The 13,801-nt window shown below is 62.1% G+C and carries 14 protein-coding genes; all 14 read right to left on the minus strand.

Annotation, left to right across the window (positions count from 1 at the left end):
* Positions 1-63: 63 nt before the first annotated feature.
* The 14 genes from nusB to SB659_RS12375 all read right to left on the minus strand — a co-directional run bounded on the left by nusB (position 64) and on the right by SB659_RS12375 (position 13,762).
* Positions 64-474 carry a transcription antitermination factor NusB gene (gene nusB, locus SB659_RS12310; protein WP_223933009.1) on the minus strand — a complete coding sequence of 137 codons (411 nt, stop codon included), beginning with the start codon at positions 472-474 and terminating at the stop codon, positions 64-66.
* Positions 474-1,037 carry an elongation factor P gene (gene efp, locus SB659_RS12315; RefSeq protein WP_284974553.1) on the minus strand — a complete coding sequence of 188 codons (564 nt, stop codon included), beginning with the start codon at positions 1,035-1,037 and terminating at the stop codon, positions 474-476. The genes nusB and efp overlap by 1 nt, the downstream gene beginning before the upstream one ends.
* Before the next feature lie 168 nt (positions 1,038-1,205).
* Complete coding sequence (locus SB659_RS12320; RefSeq protein ID WP_410550602.1) at positions 1,206-1,727, minus strand: tetratricopeptide repeat protein; 522 nt, start codon at positions 1,725-1,727, stop codon at positions 1,206-1,208.
* Positions 1,724-2,815 carry a 3-dehydroquinate synthase gene (gene aroB / locus SB659_RS12325; protein WP_410550603.1) on the minus strand — a complete coding sequence of 364 codons (1,092 nt, stop codon included), beginning with the start codon at positions 2,813-2,815 and terminating at the stop codon, positions 1,724-1,726. The genes SB659_RS12320 and aroB overlap by 4 nt, the downstream gene beginning before the upstream one ends.
* Complete coding sequence (locus tag SB659_RS12330) at positions 2,812-3,384, minus strand: shikimate kinase (RefSeq protein ID WP_410550604.1); 573 nt, start codon at positions 3,382-3,384, stop codon at positions 2,812-2,814. Before SB659_RS12330 ends, aroB begins: the two co-directional genes overlap by 4 nt.
* A 2-nt stretch (positions 3,385-3,386) precedes the next feature.
* Complete coding sequence (aroC, locus tag SB659_RS12335; RefSeq protein WP_284977958.1) at positions 3,387-4,586, minus strand: chorismate synthase; 1,200 nt, start codon at positions 4,584-4,586, stop codon at positions 3,387-3,389.
* Between the two features lie 26 nt (positions 4,587-4,612).
* On the minus strand, positions 4,613-5,479 hold the full coding sequence (locus SB659_RS12340) for a shikimate dehydrogenase family protein (protein WP_284977959.1): 867 nt from the start codon (positions 5,477-5,479) through the stop codon (positions 4,613-4,615).
* Complete coding sequence (gene mltG / locus SB659_RS12345) at positions 5,476-7,254, minus strand: endolytic transglycosylase MltG (RefSeq protein WP_410550605.1); 1,779 nt, start codon at positions 7,252-7,254, stop codon at positions 5,476-5,478. Before mltG ends, SB659_RS12340 begins: the two co-directional genes overlap by 4 nt.
* The gene (ruvX, locus tag SB659_RS12350) at positions 7,251-7,841 is read right to left on the minus strand and encodes a Holliday junction resolvase RuvX (protein WP_284977961.1); all 591 of its coding nucleotides are present in this window, start codon (positions 7,839-7,841) and stop codon (positions 7,251-7,253) included. The genes mltG and ruvX overlap by 4 nt, the downstream gene beginning before the upstream one ends.
* Before the next feature lie 2 nt (positions 7,842-7,843).
* Positions 7,844-10,522: an alanine--tRNA ligase gene (gene alaS / locus SB659_RS12355; protein WP_284977962.1), complete on the minus strand. Its 2,679-nt coding sequence runs from the start codon at positions 10,520-10,522 to the stop codon at positions 7,844-7,846.
* Positions 10,523-10,635: 113 nt separating this feature from the next.
* Positions 10,636-10,866 (minus strand): DUF6167 family protein, encoded by a 231-nt coding sequence (locus tag SB659_RS12360; protein WP_410550606.1) that lies wholly within the window; start codon positions 10,864-10,866, stop codon positions 10,636-10,638.
* Between the two features lie 23 nt (positions 10,867-10,889).
* Positions 10,890-11,264, minus strand: coding sequence for a DUF948 domain-containing protein (locus tag SB659_RS12365; protein WP_284974544.1), 375 nt, complete (start codon positions 11,262-11,264; stop codon positions 10,890-10,892).
* Between the two features lie 225 nt (positions 11,265-11,489).
* Entirely contained in the window at positions 11,490-12,110 is a 621-nt protein-coding gene (gene rpsD / locus SB659_RS12370) for a 30S ribosomal protein S4 (RefSeq protein ID WP_284974543.1), read from the minus strand.
* Positions 12,111-12,277: 167 nt separating this feature from the next.
* A complete protein-coding gene (locus SB659_RS12375; RefSeq protein ID WP_410550607.1) occupies positions 12,278-13,762 on the minus strand; it encodes a replication-associated recombination protein A in 1,485 nt (494 codons plus the stop codon).
* Positions 13,763-13,801 lie beyond the last annotated feature (39 nt).

Consider the following 13,801-nt stretch of genomic DNA (forward strand, 5'->3'; position numbering starts at 1 on the left):
CGCATCAAAAAACCCGCTCCACAGCTTGCTGTGGGCGGGTCTTTGATGTCTGACATAGGAGTTCTAGGCCAGGAGTGAAGGCTTCAATTTTTGGAGCCTTCCCAGCAAACCGTTGATGAAGGCCGGGGATTCGTCGGTGGACATGGTCTTGGCCAGCGCTACTGCCTCGCTGACGGCGACCCCGTCCGGAACTTCGTCATTGTAGAGAAGCTCCCACGCACCGATGCGGAGAATGATGCGATCTACCGACGGCATCCTCTCCAACGTCCATCCCTGGGCATAGGTCTGCAGGAACTCGTCGATGGTGGGCTGCATGGAGACAACCCCTTCGACGATTTCTACCGTGTAAGGGTTGATGACCAGGTCTGTTTTCTCCCGACGCGCTTTCAACGCGTCGAAAGCCGACACGGAGCGCTGCTCCGCCTCGAAGAGTACTTCCAAAGCCCTGCTGCGGGCTTTACCGCGTGCGCTCACTAGTCGTTAACCCGGCCCAGGTAGCTACCGTCCCTGGTATCAACCTTGACTTTGGTGCCCTGCTCAACGAACAAGGGGACCTGGATTTCATATCCGGTCTCAACGGTGGCGGGCTTGGTGCCAGCCGAGGAGCGGTCACCCTGAAGGCCCGGCTCGGTGTAAGTGATTTCAAGCGTGACGCTCGGCGGCAACTCAATGTACAGCGGGGTGCCCTCGTGGATGGCGATGTTGACCATCTGGTTTTCCAGCATGAAGTTGGTGGCGTCACCCACCGTGGCGCCGGAGACCGTGATTTGGTCGTAGTCCTGGGTGTCCATGAAGACGAAGTCTTCGCCGTCCTGGTACAGGTACTGGTAGTCGCGACGGTCCACGGTCGCGGTTTCGATTTTCAGGCCGGCATTGAAAGTCTTATCGACCACCTTGCCCGACATGACGTTGCGCATCTTGGTACGAACAAAAGCGCCACCCTTACCCGGCTTGACGTGCTGGAACTCAATGATGTTCCAGAGCTGGCCCTCGAGCTTCAGTACGGTCCCGTTCTTGATGTCGTTTGTGGTTGCCACTCGTATCCTCTGGTTTCTTTCGCTGGTTCTAGCTATGGTTTCCAGCATCCAGCCTGGTGTGCCAAACCGGCACACCAAACGGCCCACCAGCGCGTATTTATCAAAAATCCAAGATCCATTCTACCGGCAAATCCCGGGTGGGCTTGGCGAGCACCCTTTGGCGCGGTGTCAGGACGCCAGATCCATGACGTTGCGGGCGCGCTGGAGGGCGACCGTGGAGGAATAGATCAACGCGGCATCGGCTGCCATGGCTACCCGCAGATCAAGGGCGCGGGCGAATTCCTCCGATGCCGCCACGGCATTACCGCTGACGAAGTAGGCGCGTCCCAGATATTGCCGGACGAGCGCTTCCCTTGGCGTTCCTTGGACCTCGTGGAGCAACTGCCGGAACAACTGGATTGCCCTGCCCAGGCGGCTCGTCGCCCTCAGGACTTCCGCTTCGAAAATGCGGAGCTGGAAGGATTCCGGATCCTTGTACCGTGCTTCGGCCAAGAGCTCGGCGGCTTCCTTGGGCTGGTCCTCCAGCAGCAATGCCATGATGTGGTCAGCCGGGTCATTCGAAGCCGCCAAGGCCGCTGCCATGGCGTCCTCATTGACCACCACGGGAAGCAGCGTGTCTGGATTCATCCGGACCCCAGGGAAGCCTCCGGTAGGCCAGTCGCTGACCCCCTCGGGATGAGCGATGGTCATGACGCGATTTCCTGATATGCCGCGAAGAGCAGGGACGTGTCCGGAACTTCGAGCATGCCGGGTTTTGCGACGCCGTCGAGGACAACGAAGCGAAGCAGGTCCCCACGCGATTTCTTGTCCCGCCGCATTCCGTCCAGCAGGCCCTGCCATCGGTCCCTGCGGTAGGTGATAGGCAACCCGAGTCCCTCGAGGATCGTACGGTGCCGATCGGCGTCGGCATCGGAGAGCCGACCGACGCTGCGGGACAACTCCGCAGCAAACATCATGCCAACAGACACGGCAGCCCCGTGGCGCCACGAGTAGCGCTCCACGAGCTCAATCGCGTGACCCAGGGTATGTCCGTAATTCAGGATTTCCCGGAGGCCGGATTCCTTGAGGTCTTGGGAGACCACCCGTGCCTTCACGGTGATGGCACGCTCAATGAGCTCACGAACAACGTCCGAGCCGGCATCCATGACTGCATCGGTGTTCTTCTCCACCAGGTCAAGAATCACCGGGTCGGCGATGAAGCCACACTTGATGACCTCGGCCATGCCGGAAATCAACTCGTTCCGCGGCAACGTCTGCAGGGTGTCCAGGTCCACCAAGACACCGGCAGGCGGATGGAAGGAACCAACGAGGTTCTTGCCTTCGGCCGTGTTGATACCGGTCTTGCCGCCAACTGAAGCGTCCACCATACCGAGCAGGCTCGTGGGCATGTGAATGACTTTCACGCCACGCAGCCAAGTGGCCGCGACAAATCCGGCGAGGTCGGTGACAGCGCCACCGCCCACTGCGACAATGGCGTCCGAGCGCGTGAAATCGTTCTGTCCAAGCACCTGCCAGCAGAAGGCTGCAACCTGGATGTGCTTACCCTCTTCCGCATCCGGAATTTCAGCAGTCAGGGCCGTGAACCCAGCAGCTTCCAGCTCATCGCGGACCGTGTCGCCGGTCAACCGAAGCGCCCTGGGATGGATGACAAGGACACGGCGCACCCTCTCCCCCAGCTTGGCAGGGAGCGATTCCAACAGACCGCGGCCCACTACGACGTCGTAGTTCTCGTTCGCGGACTGGCCGGTCACCTTGATGACAGTTGCCTCGGTGCTCACTTTTCAACTTCCTGTTTCAAGGCTGCGTGCTCGCGCAGCCGCTCCTCCAGGCGGAGGCTGATTTCTGCCACGGATCCGGAACGGACATCCATGACGACGTCGGCCAGGCGCTCATATACAGGGCGCCGGGTGACGAACAAGGCTTCCCACCGGCCCAGGGCATCGCCGCGCAACAATGGGCGTCCGGTGTTGCGGGCAATCCGGTCTGCAACGGTTTCCCGATCGCACTCCAAGTACACCACGGTGCAATCCCCCAACAACTGCTGGGTACCGGAATCAAGCACCGCTCCGCCGCCGAGGGAAATGATGGCCGGCTGGACCTTGGCGGACTCGATGGCCTTGGCGACGGCGCGCGCCTCAATCTCGCGGAACGCGTGCTCCCCACGGCCTGCAAAAATATCGGCGATGCTTCCGTGAGCGGCAACGATGACAGCGTCCGTGTCCACAAACGGCAAGCCCAAGTGGTCTGCCAGTCTCTGGCCAATGGCGGACTTCCCCACCGCCATCGGTCCCACAAGGACAACAGGGCCTTCCGGAAGGCCGGGAACGCCCTCCGAATTCGGGCCCATCACTACCGCCCGACCGAGTCCAAGGTGGCGGGGATGCTGTCCAGATAGCCCTGAAGGTTGCGTTGGGTCTCGGCAACAGAATCGCCGCCGAATTTCTCGGCCACCGCTTCGGCCAGGACCAAGGCAACCATCGCCTCAGCTACAACGCCCGCTGCGGGAACGGCACACACGTCCGAGCGCTGGTGGTGGGCCTTCGCGGCCTCCCCGGTGCTGACGTCGACCGTGCGCAGGGCGCGCGGCACCGTGGCAATCGGCTTCATGGCAGCACGCACGCGCAAAACCTGCCCGATGCTCATGCCGCCCTCGATCCCGCCAGCGCGGTTGGTCTGCCGGACAATTTTGCCGTCCTCATCCTTGACGATTTCATCATGGGCAGCAGATCCCCGGCGCGTCGCGGTCAGGAAACCATCGCCAACTTCCACGCCCTTGATGGCCTGAATGCCCATTAGGGCTGCAGCCAAGCGGGAATCCAAGCGGCGGTCCCAGTGCACGTAGCTGCCGAGTCCCGGAGGGAGACCGTAGGCGAGTACCTCCACCACGCCACCGAGCGTTTCGCCTTCCTTGTGGGCAGCATCCACTTCATCCACCATGGCATCGGATGTCTCGCGGTCAAAGCAACGCAAGGGGTCGGCGTCGAGGGCGATCACGTCGCGAGGCATGGGCAGCGGCCGTCCCTCGGGGACGCTGACGCTGGCGATCGACACCGTGTGGCTGACCAATTCCACGCCCAAGTGCTTCAGGTATTGTGCGGCGACGGTACCCAATGCCACACGGGTAGCGGTTTCGCGGGCGCTTGCGCGCTCCAGGACGGGACGGGCCTCGTCAAAACCGTATTTCTGCATTCCGGTGAAATCGGCATGCCCCGGCCGGGGCCGCGTCAACGGAGCGTTGCGTGCCTGGTCAGCGAGGAGTTCAGGGGCTACGGGGTCCGCTGACATGATCTGTTCCCACTTGGGCCATTCCGTATTGCCCACCTGAATGGCCACGGGGCCGCCCTGGGTAAGACCGTGCCGAACGCCGCCGAGGATCATGACCTCGTCCTGCTCGAACTTCATCCGTGCGCCACGGCCGTAGCCCAGGCGGCGGCGAGCCAAGGCATCGCGAATCTGCTCGCTGGTGAGTTCAACACCAGCGGGCACACCTTCAATAATTCCGATCAGAGCCGGACCATGGGATTCACCGGCGGTCAACCAACGCAACATAAAACCAATCCTGCCATGTAAGGCTCCTAGAACCCTCGTCGGGGAAGCCCGACTGAGTCGCACATCACATCTATGACGGAGGCATCCACGTCACAGCCGCTGAAACGGCGGATCTGCTCCGCTGCTTGGTACATCAGCATTTCGAGCCCAGGGACAACGACGCCTCCGTGCCCTTGCCAGGCCTCGGCGAGCCTGCTGGGCCATGGATCATAAGCCACATCCAGCAGGACTCCGGCGCCGGTTCCCATCCCCTGGCCAGTAAGCGATGCCAACTCTTCGGCCAGGCCATCCGCGGCCCGCGGGGGGAGGGTGGAAATGACCAAGTCCGAACCAGCCATGGCTCCTGCTGCTTCGGTGATTGGCCTGAGCGCAAGGGAAATTCCGACGGCGGCCGCTGCAGCTTGCGCTTCGCGGGCCCGCCCGGTGTCACGAACGAAGACATCGACATGCCGCGCCCCAAGCTCATGAACCGCAGCGATGGCCGCGGCTGATGTGCCACCGCCACCGAGGACGGCTGCGTGCGGGCTGGCCGCCACGCCTCCGTAACGCACGGCCTCCACGATCCCGCCAACGTCGGTGTTGTAACCCACGCGACGCACCGAATCTCCGTCGGGCTCAAAAACAACCGTGTTGATCACACCCAGTGCAGCCGCGGCGCCCCGGACTTCATCAACTTCCTGGACCATTGCCGATTTCAAGGGCATGGTGACCGAAAGCCCACACCACGTGGGATCCCCTCGGAGCGACTCCATGAATGGCCGGAGCCCACCCACTTCGATGTCCTTGGCTGTGTACTCGATGTCCACGCCCAGTTTGGCGTAGGCCGCCATATGCAGCGCGGGTGACTTCGAATGCGAGATCGGGTGCCCCAGGACGGCGGCGCGTCGACTCACACGCACCGCCCCGGGTTGGCGTCACACCACGCGTTGTACTGCGCAACGTAGGTGAGGTGCTCGGCCAACGTCTTGGAGAACTTGGTCTCCTTGGTGTCCAGGTTGATGGTCACCCAGTAGAGGTAGTCATTGGCAGTTGGCTTGGCTGCGGCGTCGATAGCCGTCTTGCCGGGCGAGCCTATCGGACCTGCAGGCAGCCCTGGGGTGGCGTACGTGTTGTACGGGTTGGACTTGTCGGCTTTTTCTGCATCCGTCAGGTGGAAAGACTTCCTCCCGAGACCGTAGGTCACTGTGGCATCGGACTGGATGAGACCGGCGGTTTCGGTGTTGTTGGGCTTGAGACGGTTGTAAATGGCGCCTGCGACGTTGCCGTAGTCCGCCTGTCCGCCTTCTGCCTGGACGATGCTGGCGATGGTGACAATGTCGTACTGCTTGGCGGGATCGGTGATTCCTTGGGACTTGAGTTCGTCCAGTGTGGTGTTGACCAGTTTCTGGATGATGTCCTTGGCCGGTGTGCCGAGATCGAACCGGTATTCTCCCGGCGCAAGGTACCCTTCAAGGTTCTTGGCTTTGGCCGGCAGTCCGAACTGCCCGGGTGCCTGGTTGAGCGCATTCAGTTGCTGCAAAGGAATACCTGAACCCTTGGAAATCGCATCCAGGGACTCACTGATGCGCAGGCCCGCACTCAAAGCAAAGTACATGACCTTCGAGGCGTCCTTGTTCAGGAGAATCGCGGCGGCATCCTTGTTTTTCATCTGGGTGCGGAACGTGAAGTCGCCCGGGGCAAGTTCCCCGCCCTCTGCGACGAACTCCTTCACAAAGGCATCGGCATTAGCCACGACGTTGTTCGCAACGAGGTCTGCAGCCACCTGCTTAGGCCCTGAACCTGCAGGGACGGTGATGGTCACTGAGCCCGTGCCCGGTCCAGGGTAGTCCGTCACCTTGTCCATTCCGAGCAGGGGCTTCAAGAACTGGGCGCCCACCGCTATGGCGGTGACAAAGACAACCAGCGTGATGAGGAGGGCGAGAATACGACGGCGGCGCCGGGCTTTCTTCGCAGCAGCCTTCGACACCGCAGGCTTAACTGGGCTGAGAAGCTCATGGTGGGCATCCAGGGGGTGCTCTTCCAGCGGGTGCCCTTCGAGCGCGTGTTCTTCCAGCGGGTGCTCGTCAAAGTGCTCCTCACCGAGGTGATGCTCTTCGAGGAAGTCACCGTGGTGGGCGAAATCCGCCTCGGCAACGTGCGCGTCCTGCTCCGCTTCATGGTGAACAACGTCATGGTGGACAGCGTCGTCGTGAACTGCTTCGTCGTGAACCAGGTCGTGGTGTTCAACGTCTTCAACAACGTCGGGGTGAACAGCGCCGTCGTGACCACCGTCGTCGTGAACAACAGCGTCGTGACCCGTTTCTTCGTGAACGGGGATGTGTTCGTGAGACTGCTGAGGCTCCCCCTGCTCCGGCTCCCCCTGATGCGTGGGGTCCGGATGCGTGGGGTCCTGATGCGTGGGGTCCTGGTGCGAGCGGGCCGGCGGCGGAGTGAAGTTCAGGGGGTCCCGCTGCTCGCCGAATGGACGCCGGACTGCGGGCACCGGACGGGGCAACTCGGGCTCGACGTCGGCGGAGCCGCCTGCTGCTCCAGGCGTGGCTTCGGGAAAAGTGATGACGTCTTGGTTTTGCGTGGCGAGGAACCGTTCCCTCGCCCGCAGCTCCTTGCGTGTCAGCGGCATGCCGCCACCGGCGGTACCGCTGGAGGGGTCGTTGTTGACCGGGCTCACAATGGCAGTCCCCTCGTAGAAGAATCGGATTCACTGCCGGAGGCAGCCCGCAGCGTTGGGGCACTGCTGGGTTTTTCGGACTCCGCCTGCGCGTGTACGCGGCGGCCGACGTCCGTTCCTCTGGCTTTTTGCATGTCGATTGCGTGCTGCAGTATTCCAGCAGCAGCAACCTGATCAACCACTTTACGGTGGTTCTTGCTGCTCATGCCAGCTTCGTGGAGGTTCCGGTGCGCCGTGACCGTGGACAAACGCTCGTCGACGAGGTTGACCGGGACGTCCAATCCGACACGTTGCAGCTCGCTAACCAGCGCTTGGGCGTAATCGGATGCCATCTGTGCAGAGCCCCGCTCGTCGCCCTTCATGGTGCGGGGCAGGCCTACAAAGATCTGCACCGCAGCCAATTCGGCGGCCTGCTTGACCAGGTAGCGCACGTCCGAATTTTTCTTGCTATCCCGCAAGACCGTTTTAAACGGGGTTGCCAAGATACCGTCCGGATCACATATCGCGACGCCTACCCTGACGGTCCCGACGTCTACCCCCACTTTGGTGCCGCGGGGGTAGGCGTCGCTGCTTTCGGCCGAATTCACCGTTAGCGCTTGGCTATCGCGTCGACCACTGCCGTGAGGGCCGCAGGGACCTTCCCGGCATCGGTGCCGCCGCCCTGTGCGACGTCGTCCTTACCGCCACCGCCACCGCCGAGGATCCCGGCAGCCAAGCGAACAAGCGCGCCGGCCTTCACTCCGGCTTCACGGGCGGCCTCATTCGTGGCGATCAGGATGACGGGGCGCTCATTGCTGACACCGGCTACTGCCACGGCGGCAGCCTCCGAACCCAGGCGGTTCCGGAGATCCAGTGCAAGGTTCCGGAGATCGTCGGCTCCTCCGATTTGTCCGGCGTCGTGTGCAATCACACGCACGCCGGCCGCGTCTTTGGCCGTACCCACCAGCGTGGCGGCAGCAGCAGCAAGCTGCTCCTTGCGAAGGCGGTCAAGTTCCTTCTCGGTTGCCTTCAGCTTGTTCAGCGTGCTCGAAATACGGTCTGCGAGTTGTCCCGAGGGAACCTTCAGCAATTCGGTAAGTTCCGTCACGAGGGCACGTTCAGCGGCCAGGTGCCGGAAGGCGTCGAGGCCTACGAATGCCTCAACGCGGCGGTTTCCTGAGCCCACGGACTGTTCACCGAGGAGCGAGAGGCTGCCGATCAGGGAGGTGTTGGACACGTGGGTGCCGCCGCACAACTCGCGGGACCACGCGCCGTCGATCTCCACAACACGGACTTCGCTGCCGTAGTTTTCACCGAAGAGCGCCATGGCACCGAGCGCTTTGGCGTCAGCCAGTCCCATGACTTTGGTGTCCACCCGGTAGTTGTTGCGGATGGCGATGTTTGAAACCTCTTCGATTTCGGACCGGGTAGCAGGGCTCAGGCCCTCACCCCAGGCGAAGTCGAAGCGCAGGTAGCCGGCCTTGTTGAAGGAACCGCGCTGGGTGGCTTCCGGCCCGAGGATCTGATGCAGGGCGGCGTGCACGATGTGGGTACCGGTGTGCGCCTGTTCTGCTGCATGGCGACGTTCACGGTCGACGGCGGCACGCACCAAGGCATCCGAGGAGATTTCACCTTCACGGACGATCGCCTTGTGGACGCTGAGGCCCTTGATGGGACGCTGGACGTCCAAAACCTCGACGACGAAGCCGTCACCTGTGATGAGGCCCGTATCTGCGGATTGGCCACCGGCCTCGGCGTAGAACGGCGTCTCGTTGAGAACGAGTTCAATCTCCTCCCCAGTGGAGGCGTGCGCTACGGGGCGCCCGGCGCTGACGATGCCCCGGACCGTGGCTTCGCCCTCGAGTTCGTCGTAACCCGTGAAGACTGTTTCGCCCTTGCCGAGAAGTTCCTGATAGGCGCTGAGGTCGGCGTGGCCGCCCTTCTTGCCCTTGGCGTCAGCCTGTGCACGCTGACGCTGCTCCAGCATCAAAGCACGGAAACCGGGCTCGTCTACCTTGAGGCCTGCTTCTTCTGCCATTTCCAAGGTGAGGTCAATGGGGAAGCCGTACGTGTCATGGAGGGCGAAGGCATCGGCTCCGGAGAGCGGAACACCGGCAGCCTTGGACTCAGCAACGGCGTCCTCGAGTCGTGCAGTGCCGGAGGCGATGGTGCGCAGGAACGCCTTTTCTTCGGCGTACGCGATGCGGCTGATCCGTGCAAAGTCCGTCTCCACCACAGGGTAGACGCCCTTCATCGCGTCCTTGGAGGCCGGCAAAAGATCAGGCAGGCATGCCTTCTCGACACCCAGGAGGCGCATTGCGCGTACCGCCCTGCGGATCAGGCGACGCAGGACGTAGCCCCTGCCCTCATTGGAAGGTGCCACGCCGTCGGCAATCAACATCAGGGCCGAGCGGATGTGGTCTGCCACAACGCGCATCCGGACGTCATCGGTGTGATGCGGATCCTCAGGCGACTCGGCCGAGGTGTACTCCCGGCCGGACAACTCAGCTGCCTTGTCAATCACGGGACGGACCTGGTCGGTCTCGTACATGTTCTCCACGCCCTGGAGAATCATCGCCAAGCGCTCCATGCCGAGGCCGGTATCGATGTTCTTGTTCGGCAGTTCGCCCACGATGTCGAAGTCAACCTTGGACCGGACATTTTCGATCTGGTACTGCATGAACACGAGGTTCCAGATCTCGATGTAGCGGGTTTCATCGGCCAGCGGGCCGCCTTCGATGCCGTACGCGGGACCACGATCGTAGTAGATCTCCGAGCACGGACCGGCAGGACCCGGCTGGCCGGTGTGCCAGTAGTTGTCGGACTTACCCATACGCTGGATGCGCTCTGCCGGGATTCCGGTGTGCTTCAGCCACAATTCCTTGGCTTCATCGTCTTCCTCGTACACCGTTACCCAGAGGCGTTCGGCTGGCAGTCCGTAACCGCCGTCGTCAACGCTTGAGGTGAGAAGTTCGAAGGCGAACTTGATGGCGTCTTCTTTGAAGTAGTCACCGAATGAGAAGTTTCCGCACATCTGGAAGAACGTGCCATGGCGGGCGGTCTTGCCCACTTCCTCGATATCGCCGGTCCGGATGCACTTTTGAACGCTCGTGGCCCGGCTGTAGGGCGGCTCTTCGCGTGCGGTCAGGTAAGGGATAAAGGGCACCATGCCGGCCACGGTGAAGAGAAGGGACGGGTCGCTGGAAACGAGCGATGCGGAGGGAACGGCGGTGTGACCCTTGCTGACAAAAAAGTCCACCCAGCGTTTGGTGATCTCCTGCGACTTCATTAGCTGTTTACTTACCCTTCTCAATTCACTGCACACGATGTGCGCGGACCCGGCTGGTGCCGTTCCGCAGCTTTCCATTCTGCCCTGTTGCGATCACAGGAGCGAACCGCTCACTAGCGGCGGGTTGCTCCGTCGCTCTCGATGCCAAGCGCGGCGCGCAAGTCTTCTTCCCGTTGGTGCATGCCCGAGCGGACTGCATCGGCAAAGTCGTACAGGCCATCGGCCATCCGGCCAACGGCCCGGTTGAGGCCTTCCGGGCCGAGTGCGTTCTGGGCCTGATTGATTTTCCGGATAGCGATCACACCGATGGCCACACCAATGCCCATCCAAACAATTCTTTTCATGGTCTAAGGTTCTTCCCGTTGGTTCAGCGGCTGCGTCGGCCGGAAGATGGGGTGCGGCGTCCAGCAAAAGCGGACCGGACCCCGTAACTGAATGCGGCAACTTTGATCAATGGCGAACCCACAGTTGCAGCAACGAGCGAGGACAGCGCCGAGATGTTAGCCGAGGCGTCCGAGACGTTGGAGGCAATGCCGTCGACCTTCTTCAACTGCTGGTTGGTGGTGGTCACGGTTGCTGTGACTTCGTCCATCAGGGGCGTGGCGCCATCGCTGATGGAACGGATCGAGGTCCGCACCTCGTCGAATACGCCGCCGAGCTTCAAGATAGGCACGGCCAACAGCAGGACAAGGAGTGCGAACACTCCTGCAGCGATAAGGCCGGCGATGTCGCCACCAGTCATTTAAATCAACTCCTAGGTTTGTTGGACTGCCTTGGTTGCTCTGGCTTGCATGGGCCATCGTGGGCATTGCCCAAAGCCTCCCCCAGTACCTTACCTATAAATGGGCCGTAGCCAGCCCCAAAAGGCATGAACCCGAAGGGGATCATCCACTAATAGGAGGGAGGGCCGCTACACAAAGAAGCCCGCGGCATGTGCCACGGGCTTCTCTGGATGCGCTGCTTGGTTTTAGCGAGCGTAGAATTCGACGACGAGCTGCTCTTCGCAGATCACGGGGACCTCAGAGCGCTTGGGGCGACGAACCAAACGAGCCTGGAGGGCGTCGAGCTTGACGTCCAAGTAAGCCGGCACGTTGTTCAAAGCGTGGGCACCAGCTGCTGCGACCTGGAACGGAGCCATGACCTCGGAGCGGCTGTGAACGTGGATGAGCTGGCCTTCGCCAACGCGGAAGGACGGGCGGTCCACGCGGACGCCGTCAACCATGATGTGGCGGTGGACAACCAGCTGGCGGGCCTGTGCGATGGTGCGGGCGAAACCAGCACGAAGCACGAGGGCGTCCAGACGCATTTCGAGCAGTTCAACCAGGTTTTCACCGGTGAGGCCCTTGGTGCGGCGTGCTTCTTCGAAGGCACGGGTCATCTGGGCTTCGCGGATGCCGTACTGGGCGCGCAGACGCTGCTTTTCGCGCAGACGTACGGCGTAGTCGGAGTCCTGCTTCTTGCGGGCACGGCCGTGCTCACCGGGGCCGTACGGGCGGCGCTCCATGTACTTGGCGGCCTTGGGGGTCAGAGCAATGCCGAGTGCACGCGAAAGGCGTGCGGTACGGCGAGCACGAGTGTTGTTAGCCACTTGTGTCCTTCCAATTACTGCGGTGTGTCAGTGTTACTGGCCTCCATCAGGGAGAGCATCGGCCAACCGCTGCCTTTTGCTACTGGCCCGGGCGCAGCACTATTGAAGAATCTTCAAGGGATGTGAGCGTCGGGTCATGCCAGACAAGGATCAATGCTACCACTTCCCTACTCTCCCCTGACAATCTTGCGGAGCCGTTCCAACCGGGGCGCAATTTCCCGTTCAGCACCGTTCCCGGTGGGCTCATAGTAGTTCTTCCCCACCAGGTCATCAGGCGGATACTGCTGGGTGGCCACGCCATGTGGCTCGTCATGGGCATATTTATAGCTTGTGCCGTGACCCAACTGCTTGGCACCCGGATAGTGCGCATCACGCAGATGCATCGGAATTCCGCCACCGAAACCGGCGCGGACGTCCGCCACGGCTTTATTCAAGCCCATGTAGGCGGCATTGGACTTTGGTGCGGTGGCCAGATGAACCACAGCTTCTGCCAGGACAATGCGCCCCTCCGGCATACCGATCAGTTGCACCGCCTGGGCTGCAGCCACGGCCGTTTGCAACGCCGTGGGATCGGCCATGCCGATGTCCTCGGCAGCGGAAATGACGATGCGCCTGGCCACGAAGCGCGGGTCTTCCCCGGCTTCAAGCATCCGTGCCAGGTAGTGCAGCGCGGCATCCACGTCCGAACCGCGAATGGATTTGATGAATGCGCTGGCAACGTCGTAATGCTGGTCACCCGCGCGGTCGTACCGGACTGCTGCTGCGTCAAGGGCACGCTCGGTGTGCCGCAATTCCACCAGCACCGGATCAGGTGCCCCGTCGTTCGCAAGGCCCGGTTCGCCGTCGTCGTCCGCGCTGGCGTCCGCGCTGCCTTCCGGGCCAGGTACGACGGCGGTGCTGTCACCGAACGCCACGCCGGCCGCGGCCTCGAGTGCCGTCAGCGCCCGGCGGGCGTCTCCGCCGGACAAACGGACCAGGTGATCCAACGCCTCGGAGCTGAGCTCGATTCGGCCCGACAGGCCGCGGGCATCCGCAACAGCCCGCTGCAGCAGACCGTAAATGTCCTCATCGGTGAGCGGCTTCAGTGTGAGCAGCAGGGATCTGGACAACAGCGGCGACACCACGGAAAACGACGGATTTTCGGTGGTAGCTGCAACCAGGACGACCCAGCGGTTTTCGACTCCCGGCAGCAGGGCGTCCTGCTGGGCCTTGTTGAACCGGTGGATCTCATCGAGGAACAGGACAGTGGTCTTTTTGTACAAGTCTCGGGCTGTCAACGCCTCATCCATCACCCGGCGAACGTCCTTGACGCCTGCCGTGATGGCTGACAATTCAACAAATTTACGGCCCGGCCCACGGGCGATCACGTGTGCCAGCGTAGTTTTACCAGTCCCTGGAGGCCCCCAGAGAATCACCGAGCTGGGCCCGGCCGGACCGGCGGCGTCCACTCCGGCCGCAAGCTGTCGCAGGGGTGAACCGTGACCGAGCAAGTGTTGCTGGCCCACTACTTCATCCAAGCTACGGGGCCGCATGCGCACCGCTAGCGGGCTGCGTTGCGAGGCCATCCAGTTTGCGTCCGAAGGACCCCCAACGGCAGGCACATCCTCCGACTCGTCGTCGTCGAGGCCGCCGGCACCAAAGAGATCTTCCACATGGATAGGCTACTCATAGTTACGGCAAAGGAGACATCG

Origin of the sequence: Arthrobacter sp. SIMBA_036 (assembly GCF_046535135.1) — a bacterium.
GTDB lineage: Bacteria > Actinomycetota > Actinomycetes > Actinomycetales > Micrococcaceae > Arthrobacter.